The 19828-nt window shown below is 65.3% G+C and carries 21 protein-coding genes and 1 other RNA gene; 14 read left to right on the top strand and 8 right to left on the bottom strand.

All coding sequences use genetic code 11. The features are described from left to right. The first annotated feature begins 66 nt into the window (after positions 1 to 66). From argB to dapE, 6 genes are all read left to right on the top strand, one after another. On the top strand, positions 67 to 954 hold the full coding sequence (gene argB / locus ACNJYD_RS04305; RefSeq protein ID WP_130363552.1) for an acetylglutamate kinase: 888 nt from the start codon (positions 67 to 69) through the stop codon (positions 952 to 954). Between the two features lie 29 nt (positions 955 to 983). Continuing rightward, on the top strand, positions 984 to 2099 hold the full coding sequence (locus ACNJYD_RS04300) for a DUF1036 domain-containing protein (RefSeq protein WP_439365482.1): 1116 nt from the start codon (positions 984 to 986) through the stop codon (positions 2097 to 2099). A gap of 14 nt (positions 2100 to 2113) precedes the next feature. Further along, positions 2114 to 2806 (top strand): pyrimidine 5'-nucleotidase, encoded by a 693-nt coding sequence (locus ACNJYD_RS04295; RefSeq protein WP_439365481.1) that lies wholly within the window; start codon positions 2114 to 2116, stop codon positions 2804 to 2806. A 234-nt stretch (positions 2807 to 3040) separates the two neighbouring features. Further along, positions 3041 to 3886: a 2,3,4,5-tetrahydropyridine-2,6-dicarboxylate N-succinyltransferase gene (gene dapD, locus ACNJYD_RS04290; protein WP_439365480.1), complete on the top strand. Its 846-nt coding sequence runs from the start codon at positions 3041 to 3043 to the stop codon at positions 3884 to 3886. A 146-nt stretch (positions 3887 to 4032) separates the two neighbouring features. Beyond that, on the top strand, positions 4033 to 4659 hold the full coding sequence (locus ACNJYD_RS04285; RefSeq protein WP_439365479.1) for a DUF805 domain-containing protein: 627 nt from the start codon (positions 4033 to 4035) through the stop codon (positions 4657 to 4659). After that, positions 4656 to 5822, top strand: coding sequence for a succinyl-diaminopimelate desuccinylase (dapE, locus tag ACNJYD_RS04280; RefSeq protein WP_439365478.1), 1167 nt, complete (start codon positions 4656 to 4658; stop codon positions 5820 to 5822). Before ACNJYD_RS04285 ends, dapE begins: the two co-directional genes overlap by 4 nt. 173 nt (positions 5823 to 5995) lie before the next feature. Here the strand turns inward: dapE and truA are convergent, their stop codons facing one another. From truA to def, 3 genes are all read right to left on the bottom strand, one after another. Continuing rightward, positions 5996 to 6733, bottom strand: coding sequence for a tRNA pseudouridine(38-40) synthase TruA (gene truA, locus ACNJYD_RS04275; RefSeq protein WP_172786709.1), 738 nt, complete (start codon positions 6731 to 6733; stop codon positions 5996 to 5998). 119 nt (positions 6734 to 6852) lie between these two features. Then, on the bottom strand, positions 6853 to 7776 hold the full coding sequence (gene fmt, locus ACNJYD_RS04270) for a methionyl-tRNA formyltransferase (RefSeq protein ID WP_439365477.1): 924 nt from the start codon (positions 7774 to 7776) through the stop codon (positions 6853 to 6855). Between the two features lie 12 nt (positions 7777 to 7788). Next, entirely contained in the window at positions 7789 to 8316 is a 528-nt protein-coding gene (gene def / locus ACNJYD_RS04265; RefSeq protein WP_439365476.1) for a peptide deformylase, read from the bottom strand. Between the two features lie 168 nt (positions 8317 to 8484). On the opposite strand from def, the gene ACNJYD_RS04260 reads away from it, so the two are divergent. The 3 genes from ACNJYD_RS04260 to ACNJYD_RS04250 all read left to right on the top strand — a co-directional run bounded on the left by ACNJYD_RS04260 (position 8485) and on the right by ACNJYD_RS04250 (position 11684). Beyond that, positions 8485 to 9684 (top strand): DNA recombination protein RmuC, encoded by a 1200-nt coding sequence (locus tag ACNJYD_RS04260; protein ID WP_439365475.1) that lies wholly within the window; start codon positions 8485 to 8487, stop codon positions 9682 to 9684. Positions 9685 to 9834: 150 nt separating this feature from the next. Next, complete coding sequence (locus tag ACNJYD_RS04255) at positions 9835 to 10137, top strand: GIY-YIG nuclease family protein (RefSeq protein ID WP_439365474.1); 303 nt, start codon at positions 9835 to 9837, stop codon at positions 10135 to 10137. 182 nt (positions 10138 to 10319) lie between these two features. After that, a complete protein-coding gene (locus ACNJYD_RS04250) occupies positions 10320 to 11684 on the top strand; it encodes an AmpG family muropeptide MFS transporter (RefSeq protein WP_172786705.1) in 1365 nt (454 codons plus the stop codon). Between the two features lie 118 nt (positions 11685 to 11802). Here the strand turns inward: ACNJYD_RS04250 and ACNJYD_RS04245 are convergent, their stop codons facing one another. The 5 genes from ACNJYD_RS04245 to ffs form a co-directional block, all read right to left on the bottom strand. Then, complete coding sequence (locus ACNJYD_RS04245) at positions 11803 to 12237, bottom strand: hypothetical protein (protein ID WP_172786704.1); 435 nt, start codon at positions 12235 to 12237, stop codon at positions 11803 to 11805. A gap of 29 nt (positions 12238 to 12266) precedes the next feature. Next, positions 12267 to 12869: a recombination mediator RecR gene (gene recR / locus ACNJYD_RS04240; protein ID WP_025032504.1), complete on the bottom strand. Its 603-nt coding sequence runs from the start codon at positions 12867 to 12869 to the stop codon at positions 12267 to 12269. Between the two features lies 1 nt (position 12870). Further along, positions 12871 to 13191, bottom strand: a complete 321-nt coding sequence (locus ACNJYD_RS04235; RefSeq protein ID WP_172786703.1) for a YbaB/EbfC family nucleoid-associated protein — start codon at positions 13189 to 13191, stop codon at positions 12871 to 12873. Positions 13192 to 13223: 32 nt separating this feature from the next. After that, positions 13224 to 15062, bottom strand: coding sequence for a DNA polymerase III subunit gamma/tau (locus ACNJYD_RS04230; RefSeq protein WP_439365473.1), 1839 nt, complete (start codon positions 15060 to 15062; stop codon positions 13224 to 13226). Positions 15063 to 15158: 96 nt separating this feature from the next. Then, positions 15159 to 15255, bottom strand: an RNA gene (gene ffs / locus ACNJYD_RS04225) — signal recognition particle sRNA small type. A 183-nt stretch (positions 15256 to 15438) separates the two neighbouring features. On the opposite strand from ffs, the gene ACNJYD_RS04220 reads away from it, so the two are divergent. From ACNJYD_RS04220 to ACNJYD_RS04200, 5 genes are all read left to right on the top strand, one after another. Continuing rightward, positions 15439 to 16284 carry a transporter substrate-binding domain-containing protein gene (locus tag ACNJYD_RS04220; protein WP_172786701.1) on the top strand — a complete coding sequence of 282 codons (846 nt, stop codon included), beginning with the start codon at positions 15439 to 15441 and terminating at the stop codon, positions 16282 to 16284. Positions 16285 to 16471: 187 nt separating this feature from the next. Beyond that, a complete protein-coding gene (locus ACNJYD_RS04215; protein ID WP_172786700.1) occupies positions 16472 to 17134 on the top strand; it encodes an amino acid ABC transporter permease in 663 nt (220 codons plus the stop codon). Further along, positions 17131 to 17925, top strand: coding sequence for an amino acid ABC transporter ATP-binding protein (locus tag ACNJYD_RS04210; RefSeq protein ID WP_439365472.1), 795 nt, complete (start codon positions 17131 to 17133; stop codon positions 17923 to 17925). The genes ACNJYD_RS04215 and ACNJYD_RS04210 overlap by 4 nt, the downstream gene beginning before the upstream one ends. Then, complete coding sequence (locus ACNJYD_RS04205; protein ID WP_439365471.1) at positions 17925 to 18680, top strand: SDR family NAD(P)-dependent oxidoreductase; 756 nt, start codon at positions 17925 to 17927, stop codon at positions 18678 to 18680. Before ACNJYD_RS04210 ends, ACNJYD_RS04205 begins: the two co-directional genes overlap by 1 nt. Further along, on the top strand, positions 18677 to 19804 hold the full coding sequence (locus ACNJYD_RS04200; RefSeq protein WP_439365470.1) for a muconate cycloisomerase family protein: 1128 nt from the start codon (positions 18677 to 18679) through the stop codon (positions 19802 to 19804). Before ACNJYD_RS04205 ends, ACNJYD_RS04200 begins: the two co-directional genes overlap by 4 nt. Positions 19805 to 19828 lie beyond the last annotated feature (24 nt).

Here is a 19828-nt window from a genome sequence, read left to right as displayed (position 1 = left end):
ACTTTGCGCTGTCCCCGCCAATCGGATAGAACGCGCAGCATTCGACCCGCCAGCGAGACCCGCGACATGACCGACATCTCTCCGCTCGACCAGGCCCGCATCCTGTCCGAAGCGCTGCCGCACATGCAGCAGTATGACGAGGAAACCATCGTCATCAAATATGGCGGCCATGCCATGGGCGACGAGGAGACCGCGAAGAACTTTGCCCGCGACATCGTGCTGCTCGAGCAGACCGCGATCAACCCGGTGGTGGTGCATGGCGGCGGGCCGCAGATCGCGACCATGCTCAAGCGCCTCGGCATCGTCTCGGAATTCGCAGCGGGCCTGCGCATCACCGATGCCGCGACCATCGAGATCGTCGAGATGGTGCTGGCCGGCTCGGTCAACAAGCAGATCGTCGGCTACATCAACGAGGCCGGCGGCAAGGCGGTGGGGCTATCCGGCAAGGACGGCAACATGGTGAAGGCGACCAAGACGACGCGCACCATCGTCGATCCGGACTCGCATATCGAGAAGGCGGTCGACCTCGGCTTCGTCGGCGACCCCGAGAAGGTCGACCTCACTTTGCTCAACCAGCTGATCGGCTACGAGCTGATCCCGGTGCTGGCCCCGCTCGCGACCTCCAAGGAGGGCCAGACGCTCAACATCAACGCCGACACCTTTGCCGGTGCCGTCGCAGGCGCGCTCAAGGCAAAACGCCTGCTGCTGCTCACCGACGTGCCCGGCGTGCTCGACAAGTCGAAGAAGCTGATCCCGCAATTGTCGGTGAAGGACGCGCGAAAACTGATCGCCGACGGCACCATCTCCGGCGGCATGATCCCGAAGGTCGAGACCTGCATCTACGCCCTGGAGCAGGGCGTCGAGGGCGTCGTCATCATCGACGGCAAGATGCAGCACGCGGTGCTGCTCGAGCTCTTCACCAACCAGGGCACGGGCACGCTGATCCACAAGTGATGCAGGAGCGGCGAAGAAAAGAGGGCGTCATGCCCGGGCTTGACCCGGGCATCCACGTTCTTTCTTTGCCGAAGCAAGGCGTGGATGGCCGGGTCAAGCCCGGCCATGACGAACCGACAGAGCGTCGCCCGCCCCGCTCCCCCCTCACCCGCTTCCTGATGACGCTGCCCGCGGCCGTCGTCTCCTTCTTCTTCTCCTCCGCGCCGGCGATCGCCGACCTCAAGATCTGCAACCGCATGTCCTATGTCGTCGAGGCCGCGATCGGCATCGACGACAAGGCCGCCACCGCGACGCGCGGCTGGTTCAGGATCGATCCCGCCGCCTGCCGCGTCGTGGTGCAGGGCACGCTGACCGCCGACCGCATCCTGCTCAACGCCCGCGCGCTCGGCGTCTACGGCGCGTCCCCGATCCCGCAAAGCGGCAACGACATGCTCTGCGTCGCGCAGGACAATTTCGTCATCGCGGCGGCGCGGCAGTGCCGCAGCGGCCAGACGCAGGTTCCCTTCACGCAGGTGACGCCGACGCAAGGTGCGGACGGCAACCTGGTCGCTTATCTCGCCGAGGATTCCGAATATGACGACGAGCAGGCGCGCCTCGCCGGCATCCAGCGGCTCCTGGTGATCGCAGGCTACGACGCCGCGCCGATCGACGGCGTCGACGGGCCGAAGACGCAGAGCGCGCTGGCCGCCTTCCTGAAGAGCCGCGGCTTGTCATCCGACATCGTGGGCTCGCAAAATTTCTTCAAGACCATGGTCGATGCAGTGCAGACGCCATCGGCGACCGGCCTGACCTGGTGCAACGACACGCCGCACAAGGTGATGGCGGCGATCGCGACCGAGGACGGCAAGGCCGTGACGAGCCGCGGCTGGTATCGCATCGATCCCAAGACCTGCCTGCACCCCGACGTGACCGGCCAGCCGAAGCAGATCTTCAGCTTCGCGGAGGCTGTCGATGCCGACAACCGCGTCGTGAAATTGAAGGACAAGCCGCTGAACTGGGGCGGCGACAGGCAGCTCTGCACACGCGAGACCAAGTTCGAGACCAGCGAGCAGACCGATTGCGGCGCGCGCGGCTTTGCGCCGACCGGCTTCGGTGCCGTGGACATGTCGAGCGGCGGCAAGACGCTGCGCTTTGCCGTGCCGTGAACGAGAGACTTGTGATGAGCCCACCCCGCAGCTTCAGCCATGTCGATACCTGGGTGTTCGACCTCGACAACACGCTCTATCCGCATCACGTCAATCTGTGGCAGCAGGTCGATGCGCGGATCGGGGAGTTCGTCTGCAATTGGCTGAATGTCGGGCCGGAGGAAGCGCGGGCGATCCAGAAAGACTATTACCGGCGCTTCGGCACCACGATGCGCGGCATGATGACTCTGCATGGCGTTCGCGCCGACGACTATCTCGCCTATGTCCACAAGATCGACCACTCGCCGCTGGAGCCGAACCAAGCGCTCGGTACGGCCATCGCAAAGCTGCCGGGGCGAAAACTGATCCTGACCAACGGATCGGTCGACCATGTCGATGCCGTGCTGGCGCGGCTCGGCTTCGCCGGCCATTTCGACGGCGTGTTCGACATCATCGCCGCCGAGTTCGAGCCGAAACCGGCGGAGCAGACCTACCGCAAGTTCCTGAGGGATCATGCGGTCGATCCGACCCGCGCCGCCATGTTCGAGGATCTCGCCCGCAACCTCACCGTCCCCTACCGGCTCGGCATGACCACCGTGCTGGTGGTGCCCGACGGCACCAAAGAGGTGGTGCGCGAGGATTGGGAGCTGGAAGGCCGCGACGCCGCCCATGTCGACCACGTCACGGATGATCTGGCGGGGTTTCTGGCGGGGCTGTCACCACAATAACCGCTGTCGTCCCGGGGCGCGAAGCGAGCCCGGGACCCATAGCCACAAGAGTGATTGTGGCCCGAGATCGATAACTCCGAGTCCTCGCCAAACGAATTCCTGTGGTTATGGGTCCCGGGCTCGCGCTTCGCGCGCCCCGGGACGACGGTGGAGTATGCCTTGACTCTGCCCCTTCAAATCCCGAAAAAGCGCTCCAATTCCCGCGAAACCACGCGCTCCCCAGAGGAAATCCCGATGTCCCTTGCAGCCCTCGAATCCACCATCAACAGCGCCTTCGAGGCGCGTGACGGCATCTCGACCTCGACCAAGGGCGAGGTGCGCGAAGCCGTGGACCAGGTGCTGGAGACCCTGGACAAGGGCGAGGCGCGTGTCGCCGAGCGCGGCGCTGACGGCAAGTGGAAGGTCAATCAATGGCTGAAGAAGGCGGTGCTGCTGTCGTTCCGCCTCAACGACATGGACGTCATTGGCGGCGGCCCCGGCAAGGCAAGCTGGTGGGACAAGGTGCCCTCGAAGTTCGAAGGCTGGGGCCCGAACCGCTTTCGCGATGCCGGTTTTCGCGCGGTGCCGGGCGCGGTGGTGCGCCGCTCGGCCTTCATCGCCAAGAACGTCGTCTTGATGCCGTCCTTCGTCAATCTCGGCGCCTATGTCGATGAGAGCACGATGGTCGACACCTGGGCCACTGTCGGCTCCTGCGCTCAGATCGGCAAGCGCGTGCACATCTCCGGCGGCGCCGGGATCGGCGGCGTGCTCGAGCCGCTGCAGGCCGAGCCCGTCATCATCGAGGACGATTGCTTCATCGGCGCGCGCTCGGAGGTCGCCGAAGGCGTGATCGTGCGCAAGGGCGCGGTGCTGGCGATGGGCGTGTTTTTGGGTGCCTCGACCAAGATCGTCGACCGCGAGACCGGCGAGGTCTTCATGGGCGAAGTGCCGGAATATTCCGTCGTGGTGCCCGGCGCATTGCCCGGCAAGCCGATGAAGAACGGCCAGATCGGCCCGAGCACCGCCTGCGCCGTCATCGTCAAGCGCGTCGACGAGCGCACGCGCTCCAAGACCAGCATCAACGAGCTGCTGCGGGATTGATGCAAGGCGAGTAGCGAATGGCCAGTGGCGAATAGGGCGCGCGCCCTACGCGATTGGCTATTCACCATCCGCTGCCAGGATCGAACTCACCCTCCCTCTATCGCGACCAATTTCCGGGCGGTCCCGTTCCGCCCGGAGCCGTTCGCATGAACTGGACCTGGTACCTCTTCCGCTTCGACGGCCGCATGGGCCGCGCCGGATTCTGGTGCAGCCTGATCTTTGTCCTGTCCGGCATGATCCTGCTGCTCTTGCTCTGCCTGAGCGTCATGTCCGCGCTCGGCAGCGAGGTCAAATCCTTCAATCTGAATGCTGAGGACGTCTTCAAGATCGTCGATCCCGCGGCCTATCGATGGTCGCTGCTGGACAATTTGCCGCTGCTGCTGCTCAAGCTGGCCGCAACCGGATTGATGCTCTGGATCGATCTCGCGATCATGGTGAAGCGCCTGCATGACCGCAACAAGAGCGCATGGTGGCTACTTGCCTATTTCGTGCTGCCGGGCCTCTACAAGCAGTTCGAGGACCGCCTTCCGGACAGCTATTGGATGCTGCCGCTCGCGTTGGCGAGCGTCATCCTCCCCCTCGCCGCTTTCATCGAGACCGGCTTCCTGCGCGGCACCGTAGGGCCCAATCGGTTCGGTCCTGATCCGGCAGCCGAGGGCGATTCCACATCCGCCGCGCCTCCTGCGAAACGCTGGGACCAGAGCCGCGAGATCGAATTTGTCCCGCCCAGCGCTAGCCCACCCGGCGGCATGCATGTTAAGCGGGGCGCATGACCGATGCTCTCTCCATTGCCCGCGATCTGATCCGTTGCCCCTCAGTCACTCCGGCCGATGCCGGCGCGCTCGGGGTGCTCGAAAAAGCCCTGAACGAAGCCGGCTTCACCTGCCACCGCGTGACCTTCAGCGAGCCCGGCACGCCTGACGTCGACAATCTCTATGCGCGGATCGGCACTGAAGGCCCGCACATCACCTTTGCAGGCCACACCGACGTGGTGCCGCCGGGCGATGAGAGCGCCTGGAGCGTCGGCGCCTTCTCCGGAGAGGTGAAGGACGGCGTGCTGCACGGCCGCGGCGCGGTCGACATGAAGGGCGGCATCGCCTGCTCGGTCGCAGCGGTGCTGGAGCATCTGGCCGCCAACGGCGGCAAGCCGCGCGCGGATGGGACAGGCTCGATCTCGTTCCTGATCACCGGCGACGAGGAAGACGTCTCCATCAACGGCACCATCAAGCTGCTCAATTGGGCCGCCGAGCGCGGCGAAAAATTCGATCATTGCGTGCTCGGCGAGCCTTCCAACGTCGAGACGCTCGGCGACACCATCAAGGTCGGCCGGCGCGGTTCGCAATCCGGCACGCTCGTCGTCGACGGCGTGCAAGGCCATGTCGCCTATCCGCACCGCGCCTCCAATCCGGTGCCGGATATTTCGCGGCTGATCGTTGCGATCTCCGACGAGCCGCTCGACCATGGCAGCGCGCAATTCCAGGCCTCCAATCTCGAATTCGTCTCGGTGGATGTCGGCAACAAGGCCTTCAACGTCATTCCCGGCGAGGCCCGCGCGAAATTCAACATCCGCTACAACGACAACCACACCCAGGCGAGCTTGCGCGAATTGGTCGAGACGCGCCTCGCCAAGGCCTGCGGCAACCGCATCAAGGCCCGCATCGTCTGGGAGCCCTCGAACTCGAACGTGTTCGTGACCAAGCCGGGTCCGTTCACCGATCTCGCAGTGTCCGCAATCGAGGAGGTGACGGGCCGCAAGCCCGAGCTGTCGACCTCGGGCGGCACGTCGGATGCGCGGTTCATTTCCAGCTATTGCCCCGTGATCGAGTTCGGCCTGGTCGGGCAGACCATGCACCAGGTCGACGAGCGCGTGCCGGTGGCGGATCTGGAAAAGCTGACGAAGGTGTATCGCGGGATTTTGGCAAGGTATTTTGCTTGAGGCACTGTTGCCTCCATAAACACAAGTGTCATCGCCCGGCCTGACCGGGCGATCCAGTATTCCAGAGACAGCAGCGATTGAGCCGAGAGGCCGCGGCGTACTGGATGCCCCGCCTTCGCGGGGCATGGTACCGAGGGTTTAGTAAGAGCGTGCCCGCTCTCTGCGCCGCGCGCCTAATAATCCACCTTCATCAGATACAGCCCCTCGGGCGGGGCGACGATGCCGCAGGCGGCGCGGTTGCGGGCTGCGAGGGCGGCGGAGAGATCGTCGGCGGTCCAGCGGCCCTCGCCGACCCAGACCAGCGATCCCACCATCGAGCGCACCTGGCTGTGCAGGAAGGAGCGTGCCGAGGTGATGATCGTGATCTCGCGGCCGTCGCGGGTAACGTCGAGCTGGTCGAGCGTCTTCTCCGGCGATTTGGCCTGGCACTCGGTGTCGCGGAACGTGGTGAAATCGTGCTTGCCGAGCAGGCGTTGCGCCGCCGCATGCATCGCGCCAGTATCGAGCTTGCGCGGCACGCGCCAGGCGTGGCCGACATCGAGCGCGAGATTGGCGCGGGTGTTGACGATGCGATAGCGGTAGTGGCGCTTGACCGCCGAGAAGCGTGCTTCGAAGGTGTCAGGCACGATCTCGGCCTCGAGCACCGCGATCGGATGCGGACGCAGATGCGCGTTGAGACCGTCGCGAAAACGGCCCGGCGGAAACTGCTTGTCGACGTCGACATGGGCGACCTGACCGCGCGCATGCACGCCGGCATCGGTGCGGCCGGCGCCGTGCACGCGCAAATCCGCTCCGGTCATCGCCTTAACGGCCGCCTCGAGCGCGCCCTGCACCGACGGCAGCGTGTCCTGCACCTGCCAGCCGAAGAACGGCGCGCCGTCATATTCGATGGTGAGCTTGTAGCGGGGCATCGTGTCCAGTTTCGCCGTCATTGCCCGCGAAGGCGGGCAATCCAGTACTCCGTAGCCTATCCGATTGACCGAGAAGCCTCGGCGTACTGGATACCCCGCCTTCGCGGGGTATGACAGTGTCAGGTGAATTTGGATCCCGACCTCAACGGCACGCCGCGCAGGAAGTCTGCGGCCTGCATGCGGGCCTTGCCCTCGCGCTGCAGCTCGATGATGCGGATGGCGCCGTCGCCGCAGGCGACGGTGAGGAGATCGTCGAGCACCTCGCCAGGGGCGCCGGCGCCTTTCGCCAATTCGCAGCGCAGGATTTTTACGCGCGCATTCTCGAGCTCGGCCCAGGCGCCGGGGAACGGCGACAAACCGTGGATGTGGCGCAGCACCGCGCGCGCGGGCTTGCTCCAGTCGATCCGCGCCTCGGCCTTCTCGATCTTGGCGGCGTAAGTGACGCCGTCCTCGCTCTGTGCCTTGAGCTGGAGGCCACCGCGTTCGAGCGCGGCCATGGCGCGCACCATCAGGTCGGCACCGAGGCGCGAGAGGCGATCGTGCAGGTCGAGCGCGGTCATGCTGTCGGTGATCGCGATGCGCTCGGCCATGGCGACGTCGCCGGTGTCGAGACCGACATCCATCTTCATCACCATCACGCCGCTCTCGGCATCGCCGGCCATGATGGCGCGGTTGATCGGCGCCGCGCCGCGCCAGCGCGGCAGCAGCGAAGCGTGCAGATTGTAGCAGCCGAGCTTTGGTGCATCGAGGATCGCCTGCGGCAGGATCATGCCATAGGCGACGACGACGGCGGCATCGGCCTCGAAGGCGCGGAACTCCGCCAGCGCCTCCTCGGTCTTCAGCGTCTTCGGCGTCAGCACGGGAATTCCGAGCTTTCGCGCGGCGTCCTCGACCGGCGTCGGCTGCAATTGCAGGCCCCGCCGGCCGCCCGGCTTCGGCGCGCGGGTGTAGACCGCCGCGATGTCATGACCATGCGCGACCAGCTCGAGCAGCGTCGGCACGGAGAAATCGGGCGTGCCCATGAAGATGAGGCGGAGGGGCATCGACGGAGATCCCTACTCGCCCGCGCGCTTGGCGGCTTTCTCGAACTTCTTCATGACGCGGTCGCGCTTGAGCTTCGATAGATAGTCGACGAACAAGACGCCGTTGAGATGGTCGATCTCGTGCTGGATGCAGGTGGCGTAGAGGCCTTCGGCATCCTCCTCATGCACCTTGCCGTCGAGATCGGTGAAGCGCACGCGCACCTTCGCGGGCCGCTCGACCTCCTCGTAATATTCGGGGATCGAGAGGCAGCCTTCCTCGTACACCGACAATTCCTCGGACGAGGCGATGATCTCGGGGTTGATGAAGACCCGCGGCAGCGGCTTGGTCTCGCCGTTCTCGTCGCGCTTGGCGAGGTCCATGGTGATGAGACGCAAGGGCTGCGCGACCTGGATCGCCGCCAGGCCAATGCCGGGCGCGTCGTACATGGTCTCGAACATGTCGTCGGCAAGCTTGCGGATCTCGGCCGTGACCTTCTCGATCGGCTTGGAGACCAGACGCAGCTGCTTGTCGGGCAGGATAATGATTTCTCTGAGGGCCATGGCCGCGATTTAAGCCGCGCGCCGGATGCGGTCAATGCGGCCAGGAACCCGTTAACCCCTCGCTAACCATAAAACTTCGCCTTTCGTTAACCATAAAAATTAGGGGGTGGTTAACCCGATCGTTCCCTCTTCGTTCGCGAATATCGGCGAATCGCGTTAGAAGGGCCCATGAACGAGATCATTTTCATGCTGGGCGACTGGCCGGTGCGCACAATCGATGCGCTGATCGGCTTCGGCGCCCTCGTCCTCATCCTGCTGCTGGTCATCGCGGTGGTGATCGCGCGCTCGGGGCGGCGTGGCGCGGAACTCGCCATGGCGCATGCGATCCGGGCCGACGAGCTCGAGGAGCGCCTCAGCCAGGTGCTGCACGCCCAGAGCGAGGCTTCGGGGCGGGTCGACGCCATGACCCAGGCGCTGGCGGGACGTCAGGCCGAGATGGCGCGGGCGGTCAACGAGCGGCTGGATTCGGTGACGCATCGCGTCGGCCAGTCCATGGAACATTCGACCCGCAACACCATGGAGAGCCTGCGCGCGCTGCATGAGCGGCTCGGCATCATCGACAACGCGCACAAGAATCTCACTGATCTCACGACACAGGTGACGACGTTGCGCGACGTGCTCGCCAACAAGCAGTCGCGCGGCGCGTTCGGCCAGGCGCGGATGGAGGCGATTGTCCAGGACGGTCTCCCCAAGGGATCCTACGAGTTCCAGTTCACGCTCTCGACGGGCAAGCGGCCGGACTGCGTCGTGTTCCTGCCCGACCAGCGCCCGCTCTGCATCGATGCAAAATTCCCGCTGGAGGCGATGACGGCGCTGCACGACGCCCGCACCGACGAGGAGCGGCGCGTGGCCACGCAGCGGCTGCGCAGCGACGTCATGAAGCATGTCAGCGACATCGCCGAAAAATATCTCGTCACCGGCGAGACCCAGGAGATGGCGCTGATGTTCGTGCCGTCGGAATCGGTCTACGCCGAGATCCACGACGGCTTCGACGACGTGATCCAGAAGGCCTATCGCGCCCGCGTCGTGCTGGTGTCGCCGTCGCTGCTGATGCTCGCGATCCAGGTGATGCAGCAGATCATGAAGGACGCGCGCATGCGCGATGCCGCCGACCAGATCCGCACCGAGGTGATCAAGCTCGGCGACGATCTCGGCCGCCTGCGCGACCGCGTCCTCAAGCTGCAGAAGCATTTTGCCGACGTGAACGAGGACGTGCGCCAGGTGCTGATCTCCGCCGACAAGATCGAGAAGCGCGCAGGGCGAATCGAGGAGCTCGATTTCAGCAAGAGCGATGCGGTGGAGGGACCGCGGCTGGTGGCGACGGGGGCGGGCGAGTTGTTCCCGCGGAAGCTCCAGGCGGGGGAGTGAGATTGGGGCACACTGTCATGCCCCGCGAAGGCGGGGCATCCAGTACGCCGCGGCGGTTGTGATGGAACCGAGACGCTGGTGGTTACTGGATCGTCCGCCCCAGTGCGCAATTGCGCACAAGGCGGACGATGACGGTGGTGAGATAGTCACATGGGTGCACGCCATTACTACGTCTACATTCTCGCCAGCCGAATTGGCGGCACGCTCTATATCGGCGTGACGAACGATCTCATCCGCCGAGTGGCGCAGCACAAGTTGAAGCCCATCGAAAGCTTCACGGAGAAGTACGACGTCGCCCGACTTGTCTACTTCGAGCAGTTTGACGATCCCGAGAATGCGATCAAGCGGGAGAAGCGGCTGAAGAAGTGGAACAGGGCGTGGAAGGTTCGGTTGATCGAGCAGCATAACTCAAACTGGGATGATCTCTATCCTGGTATAGCCGGACCACCATAGCGCCGTCATACCCCGCGAAGACGGGGTCTCCAGTCCGCCGCAGCAGTTGTGATTGAACCGAGCCGCTGGTGATTACTGGATCGTCCGCCTTCGCGGACGATGACACCGAGCGTGTTGAAAGCTTTCCCGTCTGACCAGCTACCGCGAGAGTCTTTTCCCCCAGAATCTGCTAACACCTCCCCATGACCGCACCCGACGCGACCTCCTCCGCCGTGACCGCCGCCCCTGCGCCCTCCTGGCGCGAGAGCCTTGCCGTTTACCTGCAGCCGCGGGTGCTGATCGTGCTGTTTCTCGGCTTCTCCTCGGGGCTGCCGCTGGCGCTATCAGGGTCGACGCTGCTGGTGTGGATGCGGGAGGCTGGGGTCGATCTCAAGACCATTGGGCTGTTCGCGTTGGTCGGCACGCCCTATACGCTGAAGTTCCTGTGGGCGCCGCTGGTGGATGCGATGCATGTGCCGCTGTTCACCCGCGCCTTCGGCCGGCGGCGCGGCTGGCTGGTGTTCTCGCAGTTGCTCTTGATCATCGCAATCCTGCTGCTGGCGATGACCGACCCCGCACGCTCGCCGTTCTATGTCGCGCTCGGTGCGCTGCTGGTCGCAACCATGTCCTCGACCCAGGACATCGTGGTCGACGCGTTCCGGGTCGAGAGCCTGCCGGAGAGCGAGCAGGCCGCGGGCATGGCCGCTTACGTCGCGGCCTACCGCATCGGCATGCTGGTCTCGACGGCGGGCGCGCTGTTCATCGTCTCGGGCTTCGAGGGCACCGGCATTCCGCGCCAATCAGCCTGGATGTGGGGCTATGTGGTGATGGCGGCGATGGTGCTCATCGGGACGATCACGGCGCTGCTCGCGACCGAGCCCGAGCAATCGGCGCGGGCCGAGGCCGCGACACAGGCCGATACGGCTTTCGCGCGGGTTCTGCATGCGGCCATCGGCGCCTTCTCGGAGTTCCTGTCGCGCAAGGATGCGCTCGCTGCACTCGCCTTCGTGGTGCTGTTCAAGTTCACCGACGCCTTCTCCGGCACGATGACGGCGCCGTTCGTGATCGACCTCGGCTTCACCCGCAACGACTATGCGGCGATCGTGAAGGGCGTCGGCCTCGCGGCGACGCTGATCGGCGGCTTTGCCGGCGGTTTTGTCGCGCGGCGCTATCCGCTGGCGACGAGTCTGTGGATCGGCGGCGTGGTGCAGGCGCTCGCCAACCTCTCCTTCTCCTGGCTGGCCATCGTCGGCACCAACCAATGGGCGCTGGCGCTCGCCATCTGCGCCGAGAATTTCACCAGCGCCATCGGCACCGTGATCTTCGTCGCCTACCTCTCTGCGCTGTGCCAAAACCCGCTGCACACGGCGACCCAATATGCGCTGCTCACGGCGCTCGCGGCGGTGGGGCGGACCTATCTCTCATCCGGTGCAGGCTTCGTGGCGGATACCACGGGCTGGGCGATGTTCTTCGTGATCTGCGTGCTGGTGGCGATCCCGAGCCTGATGCTGCTGGCGTATTTGCAGAAGCGCGGGCATTTCGAGGCGCTGGGGCCGGTGAGGGTTTAAGCTGACGCTCTCACCACCGTCATTGCGAGCGAAGCGAAGCAATCCAGACTGCCCCCGCGGAACGATTTCTGGATTGCTTCGCTTCGCTCGCAATGCCGGCCGAGGGAGTGGAGCGCCCCTACTGCTTCTTGATCAAGCTCCACTTCGTGATCACGGCTTCGCTCATCTGGCCGGGATCGCTGGCGCAGGCGACCTCGTCCACCTTCACGGAGATCTCCTTGCCGACGAAGGATTTCAGCTGCGCGGCCTGCGCGTCGCTGGAGGTGACGAGCTGGAACGTCTCGGGGCCGGTTTCGAGATTGCACAGCCCGTTCGGCGGCGGCAGGCGGCGCGGTTCCGACGTGATCTGGTAGGTCGCGACGCGCTTGCCGTTCTTGACGTCGCGCACCTTCATCGCGTTAAGCTCGCCCGAGAGCACGTCGCCATTGTTGATCGGCTTGCCGGGCTTGGACGGCGGCGGCGCCTCGTCGCGTTGCTGCGCGGAGATGGCCGGGGTCACCAGCATCAGCATCGTCGCGACCAAAGCGAAGCGTGTGGCGAAAAGTTTCGTCATGTCGTCCGTTCCGTGGAAAGTCTGGATGGCTAGAACAGGGTGCGCTGCCGCATCGCAGCCGATAGCGTACCTTCGTCGAGATAATCAAGCTCGCCGCCGACGGGAACTCCATGGGCGAGCCGCGTCACCTTCACATTGGCGTCCTGAAGCAGGTCGGTGATGTAATGCGCCGTGGTCTGGCCGTCCACCGTCGCATTCAGCGCCAGGATGATTTCATGCACCTCGGCTGCGTGGGCACGCGCCACCAGTGCGTCGATGGTGAGGTCCTGCGGGCCGACGCCGTCGAGCGGCGACAATGTCGCGCCGAGCACATGATAGCGACCCTGGGTCGCATTGGCCCGCTCCAGCGCCCAGAGGTCGGCGACGTCGGCGACAACGACGATAATGGAGGGGTCGCGCTTCGGATCGGTACAGACCGTGCAGGGATTTTGCGTGTCGATGTTGCCGCAGGTCTTGCAGACCTGGACCTTGTCCAGCGCCACCTGCAAGGCGCTCGACAGCGGCATCATCAGCGCTTCGCGCTTCTTGATCAGATGCAGCGCCGCACGCCGCGCCGAGCGCGGACCGAGGCCCGGCAGCCGCGCGAGCAGCTGGACCAGCCGCTCGATCTCAGGACCTGCAACAGCGCCCATCTTATTGGCCGAACAGCCCCGGCGGCAGGCCGAGCCCGCCGGTGAGGGCCTGCATCTTCTCCTGCATGGCGGTCTCGGCCTTGCGGCGCGCATCACTGAGGGCGGTGACGAGCAGGTCTTCCAGCACCTCGCGCTCTTCGGCCTTCATCAGCGAAGGATCGATCCTGACTCCCTTGACGTCCATCTTCGCCGTCATGCGCACGGCGACGAGGCCGCCGCCGGAGATGCCCTCGACCTCGACGTTGGCGAGCTCGTCCTGCATCGCCTGCATCTTGGATTGCAGCTGCGCCGCCTGCTTCATCATGCCGAGAAAATCAGCCATGGGTGCGTGTCCTTGAAAACAAAGAATTGGCGCTAGAGATCGTCGTCGCCGTCGGAACCGTCAGGCGGATCGTCGCTGCCATAGTCGGCGTTAATATTGGTCTCCGGCGCCTCGGGGGCAAGCCTGCGGACCTCGACGACCTTGGCGCCGGGGAAACGCGACAGCACCTCCTGCACGCGCGGATCAGCTTCCGCGGTACGGGCATGCTCCTGCTTGGCCGCCTGGTTCACCGAGCGCAGCGTCGGCTGTCCCTGCTCGTTCGAGACGATCACGGTCCAGCGGCGGCCGGTCCACAGCTCGAACTTCTTCGCAAGCTCCGAGATCATGGTCTTGGAGGCGTTGGGCTCGAGCGCGACCTCGAGCCGGCCCTCGTCGAAACGAACGAGACGCATGTCGCCTTCGAGCGCGCCCTTGGTCATGAGGTCGCGCTTCTGCCCGGCGAGCGCAACCAGCTGGGTGAAGCTCGTGATCCGCAGCTGGGGTGCCGCCCCTTGCGGATCCGGCGCGGGCGCCGCCATCTGAGGTCGGGCGCCACCGCCAAACGCAGTCGGAGACGATGTCGGCATCCGCACAGGTGCTGGCGAAATCGGCGCAGCGGAGGCAACCGGCGCGGCGGGGGCGCCGCTGCGCGCGCTACTTCCACCGCTCACGACCGGCGAGCCGCCGCCGTTCTGCTCCAGCATCTTGATCGCTTCGTCGGGCGTCGGCAGGTCGGCGACATAGGCGATGCGCACCAGAACCATTTCCGCCGCGGCCGCGGGGCGCGTTGCGGCCTGCACCTCGGTGATGCCCTTGAGCAGCATCTGCCACATCCGCGACAGCACGCGCATCGAGATCTTCGAGGCGAACTCCTTGGCGCGCACGCGCTCGGTCTCGCCATAGGCGACGTTGTCGGCAGTCGCCGGAATGACCTTCACACGGGTGACGAAATTGACGAACTCGGCGAGGTCCGAGAGCACGACGATCGGGTCGGCGCCGACATCGTACTGGTCACGGAACTCCTTGAAGGCGGCCGCGATGTCGCCGCGCGCCAGCGACTCGAAGAGGTCGATGACGCGTGTGCGGTCGGCGAGGCCCAGCATCTGCCTGACGGCATCGGCCTTCACCTGCCCCGCTGCATGCGCGATCGCCTGGTCGAGCAGCGACAGCGAGTCGCGTACGGAGCCCTCCGCGGCCCGCGCGATGATGCCAAGCGCCTCCGGCTCTATCTCGACGTTCTCCTTGGCCGCAATACTGGCGAGGTGCTTCATCAGCACGTCGGCCTCGACGCGGCGCAGGTCGAAGCGCTGGCAGCGCGACAGCACCGTGACCGGAACCTTGCGGATCTCGGTGGTCGCGAACACGAACTTGGCGTGCTCCGGCGGCTCCTCCAGCGTCTTCAGGAAGGCGTTGAACGCCGCCGTCGACAGCATATGGACTTCGTCGATGATGTAGACCTTGTAGCGGGCGCTGGCGGGGGCATAGCGGACGCTGTCATTGATCTGGCGGACATCGTCGACGCCAGTATGGGAGGCGGCGTCCATCTCCAGCACGTCCATGTGCCGGCTTTCCATGATCGCCTGGCAATGCACGCCCAGCGTCGGCATGTGGATGGTCGGCCCCTTCACCGATCCGTCCGGCATCTCATAGTTGAGCGCACGGGCGAGGATTCGCGCAGTGGTGGTCTTGCCGACGCCGCGGACGCCGGTGAGAATCCAGGCCTGCGGGATGCGCCCGGTCTCGAACGCGTTGGAGACGGTGCGGACCACGGCCTCCTGGCCGATCAGGTCGTCAAATGAGGAGGGGCGGTATTTGCGCGCCAGCACCCGGTAGGGCGCGTTGCCGGCCTGGCCGGCGCTGTCGGGTTCGGGAGGGGCGCCAGCGTCGGTCATCGGTCGATCCGCAATGAAATGTCTCTTGGCCGGCTTTTGCGGAAAGGAGCGCGCTGGCGGCTGGTGCCGCCGGCGCTGGTTCGCTCGGAAAAACAGGTAGGAGACTGACGAGCGACCCGATCCGGACCTCGTTAGGGCTGCTTCCTTCCGGACCTGACCCGGTTGGCGAGTGGCTCGTCCACCGCCAATCTCCCGGCCCCTATTTGGGGCCAACGGGAGCGGAAAGCAAGCGGGTATCCGCTTGAACAGGTTGAGTTTGCTCAGCATCCGGGCAAATTTCGGCCTGCCCAGCCGATAGGCTGTGCTTTCGCTGCCGGGACCACCTTGCTAAGAACGCTGCCGGAACTCCACCCAACCAGAAAAGCGATTGATCCCAATGGTTACACGTCGTGATGTTGCATCGATTGTCGGATTTGGCGCGGTCGCCGCTGCCGCGTTGGCGGCGCCGGCCGTGGCCCAGACCGCCGATCCGAACGAATCGACCTTCGCCCGCATCCGCCGGACCAAGAAGATGCGGATCGGCGCCGTCGGCGGCGGCGCGCCCTATTACATGAAGGATCTGTCCAGCGGCCAATGGAAGGGCTTCTACATCGACATCGCCAAGGGCCTCGCGGACGACATGGAGGCCGAGCTCGAGATCACAGAGACCACTTGGGGCAATTCGGTGCTCGACCTGCAGGCCAACAAGATCGACATCTTCTTCGGCCTCAACCCGACCCCAAAGCGCGCGCTGGTGATCGACTTCTCGGTGCCGGTCTTCAACAACGCCTTCGCCATCCTCTGCAAGAAGGATTTCAAGCCGAAGAGCTGGGCCGAATTGAACTCGCCCGACATCAAGATCGCGGTCGACCAGGGCTCCTCGCATGACCAGGTCGTCAGCCGCCTGACGCCGAAGGCGCAGATCACGCGGCTGAAGACCGCCGACGATGCCACCGCCGCGCTGCAGACCGGCCGCGTCGACGCGCAGTGCCTGATCACCATGCTGTCGCTGACCGTGCTGAAGAAGAACCCCGCGCTCGGCCAGCTCGTGCTGCCGACGCCGATCTTCGCCACCACCTCGAATGCCGGCTTCCGCCGCGAGGCCGACAAGACATGGCGCGACTACGTCAACACCTGGATCGACTTCAACAAGGGCCTCGGCTTCATCCGCAACGCCATCATCACCAATATGGAGCTGGTCGGCGTGACGGAAGCGGACATTCCGCCGGGCGTGTCGCTGTAAGAGTAATGTTCGAGGTCGGCTCGCTCCGCACACTCCACTCCGCCCCCTCCACCGCTTGCGGGGGAGGGTCGGGGAGAGGGTGCCTCCACGGAGAGACTCCCCCAGAGGAAAGAGCCCTCACCCGCATCGCATCTTCGATGCGATGCGACCTCTCCCGCAAGCGGGAGAGGTGAAGAAGAGAGCACGCATGTATCAGTGGGACTTCGGCATCCTCTGGAGCTATCGCTGGCTCTTTCTCAACGGGCTCGGCGTCACGGTCGGCTTCACGATCGTCATCGTCGTGTGCGGACTGCTGTTCGGCCTGCTCGGGGCGTTCGGCAGCCTGTCGCGGATCAAGGCATTGCGGCTGACCGCGCTCGCCTTCATCGAGGCGTTCCGCTGCACGCCGATCCTGGTGCAGCTGATCTGGTTCTATTACGCGCTGCCGATCCTCGCCGGTGTCGAGATGACCCCGATCACGGCTTCCGCGCTGGCGCTCTCGCTCTATGGCGGCTCGTTCTATTCGGAGATCATCCGCGGCGGCATCGTCTCGATCGACAAGGGTCAGTCCGAAGCCGGCGCGGCGCTCGGCATGACGCCGAGCCAGAGCATGCGCCGCATCGTGCTGCCGCAGGCGATCAAGCGCATGATTCCGGCGCTGATGAACCAGTCGATCATCCAGTTCAAGAACACCTCACTGGTCTCGGTGCTGGCCGTGCCTGATCTGGTCTATCAGAGCCAGGTCGCCGCCCATGACAGCTACCGGCCGCTGGAGACCTACACCGCGGTCGCGCTGGCCTATGCGGCAATCCTGATTCCGCTCACCATCCTCGTCCGCCGCGGCGAGAAGCAACTGGCGGTGAGCGAATGAGCGAGACGTCGAAAATCGAGATCCGCAGCCTTCGCAAGAGTTTTGGCAGCAACGAGGTCCTCAAGAACATCAATCTCGATGTCGCCAAGGGCGGTGTCGTCGCGCTGATCGGGCCATCAGGCTCGGGTAAATCAACGCTGCTCCGCTGCATCAATCTCCTGGTCGTGCCCGACGGCGGCAGCGTCCGCGTCGGCGACACCCGCTTTGCGTTCGGAGACGGCGCCAAATTGCCCGATGTCAAAACGCTGGCGAGATTCCGCGCCACCACCGGCATGGTGTTTCAGCACTTCAACCTGTTCCCGCACATGACGACGCTGCAGAACGTGATGGAGGGGCCTGTCACGGTGCGGCGCATGGCCAAGGCGGAGGCCGAAACGCTCGCGCGTGCGCAGCTCGCCAAGGTGGGACTTGCGGAGAAAGCGGACCAATATCCGGCGACGCTCTCCGGCGGCCAGAAGCAGCGCGTCGCGATCGCGCGGGCGCTCGCGATGGAGCCCGATGTCATGCTGTTCGACGAGGCCACCTCCGCGCTCGATCCCGAATTGGTCGGTGAGGTGCTGAACGTGATCCAGCAACTCGCGTCGGAGGGCATGACCATGGTGATCGTGACGCACGAGATCGCGTTCGCCCGCGAGGTGGCCGAGCGTGTCGTGTTCATGCGCGACGGAATCGTGGTCGAGGAGGGTTCGGCGCGGCAGGTGATCGACAGCCCGCGGGAGGCTGCGACGCGCGCCTTCCTCAGCCATTTCCACCGCACCGGCGCGCTGCCGCCGGCAAATGCAGTATCGTGATGTCCGGCATCAATCGCGTCTATCTCGTCACTGGTGCCGCCAGCGGCATCGGCCGCGCCACCGCAAAGCTCCTTGCGGCGCCGGGCACTGCGCTGCTGCTCCACACGCGCGCGAACACAGAAGGCCTCGACGCGAGCGCGGCCGAGGCCGAAGCGAAAGGCGCCATCGTCGCAAAGTGTCTCGGCGATCTTGCCGAGAAAGCCGCCATTACTGCTGCCGTCACCGCCGCGAATGCCGCCTTCGGCCGGCTCGACGGACTCGTTCTCGTCGGCGGCCACGCCCGTCGCGGCAGCGCCATTGGCACGCCGGCGGATGAACTCCGCAAGGCGATGGACGAATCGGCGCTGGCGTTCACGCGGCTGGTTGATACCGCGCTGCCGCTGCTGCGCGCCGGGCGCGATGCGCGCATCGTCGCGATGTCGTCCTTCGTCGCGCACGCGATCCGACCCGAATTCGCGCCCTTTGCTGCGACCGCCGCGAGCCGTTCCGCGCTGGAAGCGCTGGTGCGGCTGGCCGCGATCGAGCTCGCGAAGGACGGCATCACCGTCAATGCGGTATCACCCGGCCTGATCGTCAAGGACAGACCGAGCGAGAGTCGGCTGTCGCCCGAACAGATCGCCGCAACCGAAGCGCTGATCCCGATGCGCCGCCGCGGGCGGCCGGAGGAAGTCGCCGAGATCATCGCCTTCCTGGCATCACCGAAGGCGTCCTACGTCACCGGCCAGGTCTGGCACGTCAATGGAGGCCTGACATGACCGAAGCAACCATCGAGCGCATCAGGCTGTTCCTGATCGAAAGCCCGATCAAGATGGCGCGCCTGCAGGGCGTCGGCAACGTCAAGGGCACGGTGAAGCGCGTGCTGATCGAGCTGACGTCGAGCGACGGCGTGATCGGCTGGGGCGAGGCGGCACCGTGGGAAGTGTTCACGGGAACGCCGGAAGCCGCGTTCGCCGCGCTCGATATCTATTTGCGTCCGATCGTGCTCGGCAAATCCGTTCGGCGCATACGCGCGCTGATGGCCGAGCTCGACCGTGCGCTGGTCGGTCACGCCGAAGCCAAAGTCGGCATCGAGATGGCGCTGCTGGACATCGTCGGCAAGTCGTCTGGGCTCTCGGTCGCCGACCTGCTCGGCGGCCGCGTGCGCGACACCATTCCCCTCTCCTTCTCGATCGCCGATCCGGATTTCGCCGCCGATCTCGAGCGCATGCGGAAAATGGTTCCGGACGGCAATGTCATCTACAAGGTCAAGACCGGCGTGAAGCCGCATCGCGAGGACCTCGATCATCTCGAAGCGATCCGCAAGGAATTCGGCGACAAGGTCGATTTGCGCGTCGACTACAACCAGGCGCTGGCGCCGTTCGGCGCCATCAAGATCCTGCGCGACGTCGAGGAATTCGCGCCGACCTTCATCGAGCAGCCGGTGCCGCGCAAATATCTCGACGTGATGGCGCAGCTGACCGCGGCATTGGAAACGCCGGTGCTGGCCGACGAAAGCTGCTTCGACCGCCGCGACATGATGGAGGTGGTGCGGCGTGAAGCGGCCGACGCCGTCTCGATCAAGCTGATGAAGGCCGGCGGCCTGTTCGAGGCCCAGGCGATCATGGCGATCGCCGACATCGCCGGCCTGCCCGGCTATGGCGGCACGCTGTGGGAGGGCGGCATCGGCCTTGCCGCCGGCACGCAGCTGATCGCGGCCACCCCGGGCATCTCGCTCGGCTGCGAATTCTACATGCCGCATCACGTGCTGACCGAGGACGTGCTGGAAGAGCGCGTTGCGAACCGCGCCGGCCATGTCGTGGTGCCCGACGGCCCCGGCCTCGGCATCCGCGTCAGCGAAACATCGGTCCGCGCCAATGCAAGGGTGCTGGCGGAGGCGTAGTTTCTGTCATTCCGGGGCGCGCGC

The organism is Bradyrhizobium sp. SPXBL-02, assembly GCF_051853065.1.
Taxonomy (GTDB): Bacteria; Pseudomonadota; Alphaproteobacteria; order Rhizobiales; family Xanthobacteraceae; genus Bradyrhizobium.
The sequence above is the reverse complement of the archived record's forward strand: the minus strand, read 5'-3'. Positions and strand labels throughout refer to the sequence as shown.

What these genes read in the sequence shown, in the direction of transcription:
- argB (WP_130363552.1), top strand. Translation starts at nt 67, where the DNA reads ATGACCGACATCTCTCCGCTCGACCAGGCCCGCATCCTGTCCGAAGCG.
- ACNJYD_RS04300 (WP_439365482.1), top strand. Translation starts at nt 984, where the DNA reads ATGCCCGGGCTTGACCCGGGCATCCACGTTCTTTCTTTGCCGAAGCAA.
- ACNJYD_RS04295 (WP_439365481.1), top strand. Translation starts at nt 2,114, where the DNA reads ATGAGCCCACCCCGCAGCTTCAGCCATGTCGATACCTGGGTGTTCGAC.
- dapD (WP_439365480.1), top strand. Translation starts at nt 3,041, where the DNA reads ATGTCCCTTGCAGCCCTCGAATCCACCATCAACAGCGCCTTCGAGGCG.
- ACNJYD_RS04285 (WP_439365479.1), top strand. Translation starts at nt 4,033, where the DNA reads ATGAACTGGACCTGGTACCTCTTCCGCTTCGACGGCCGCATGGGCCGC.
- dapE (WP_439365478.1), top strand. Translation starts at nt 4,656, where the DNA reads ATGACCGATGCTCTCTCCATTGCCCGCGATCTGATCCGTTGCCCCTCA.
- truA (WP_172786709.1), bottom strand. Translation starts at nt 6,733, where the DNA reads ATGCCCCGCTACAAGCTCACCATCGAATATGACGGCGCGCCGTTCTTC.
- fmt (WP_439365477.1), bottom strand. Translation starts at nt 7,776, where the DNA reads ATGCCCCTCCGCCTCATCTTCATGGGCACGCCCGATTTCTCCGTGCCG.
- def (WP_439365476.1), bottom strand. Translation starts at nt 8,316, where the DNA reads ATGGCCCTCAGAGAAATCATTATCCTGCCCGACAAGCAGCTGCGTCTG.
- ACNJYD_RS04260 (WP_439365475.1), top strand. Translation starts at nt 8,485, where the DNA reads ATGAACGAGATCATTTTCATGCTGGGCGACTGGCCGGTGCGCACAATC.
- ACNJYD_RS04255 (WP_439365474.1), top strand. Translation starts at nt 9,835, where the DNA reads ATGGGTGCACGCCATTACTACGTCTACATTCTCGCCAGCCGAATTGGC.
- ACNJYD_RS04250 (WP_172786705.1), top strand. Translation starts at nt 10,320, where the DNA reads ATGACCGCACCCGACGCGACCTCCTCCGCCGTGACCGCCGCCCCTGCG.
- ACNJYD_RS04245 (WP_172786704.1), bottom strand. Translation starts at nt 12,237, where the DNA reads ATGACGAAACTTTTCGCCACACGCTTCGCTTTGGTCGCGACGATGCTG.
- recR (WP_025032504.1), bottom strand. Translation starts at nt 12,869, where the DNA reads ATGGGCGCTGTTGCAGGTCCTGAGATCGAGCGGCTGGTCCAGCTGCTC.
- ACNJYD_RS04235 (WP_172786703.1), bottom strand. Translation starts at nt 13,191, where the DNA reads ATGGCTGATTTTCTCGGCATGATGAAGCAGGCGGCGCAGCTGCAATCC.
- ACNJYD_RS04230 (WP_439365473.1), bottom strand. Translation starts at nt 15,062, where the DNA reads ATGACCGACGCTGGCGCCCCTCCCGAACCCGACAGCGCCGGCCAGGCC.
- ACNJYD_RS04220 (WP_172786701.1), top strand. Translation starts at nt 15,439, where the DNA reads ATGGTTACACGTCGTGATGTTGCATCGATTGTCGGATTTGGCGCGGTC.
- ACNJYD_RS04215 (WP_172786700.1), top strand. Translation starts at nt 16,472, where the DNA reads ATGTATCAGTGGGACTTCGGCATCCTCTGGAGCTATCGCTGGCTCTTT.
- ACNJYD_RS04210 (WP_439365472.1), top strand. Translation starts at nt 17,131, where the DNA reads ATGAGCGAGACGTCGAAAATCGAGATCCGCAGCCTTCGCAAGAGTTTT.
- ACNJYD_RS04205 (WP_439365471.1), top strand. Translation starts at nt 17,925, where the DNA reads ATGTCCGGCATCAATCGCGTCTATCTCGTCACTGGTGCCGCCAGCGGC.
- ACNJYD_RS04200 (WP_439365470.1), top strand. Translation starts at nt 18,677, where the DNA reads ATGACCGAAGCAACCATCGAGCGCATCAGGCTGTTCCTGATCGAAAGC.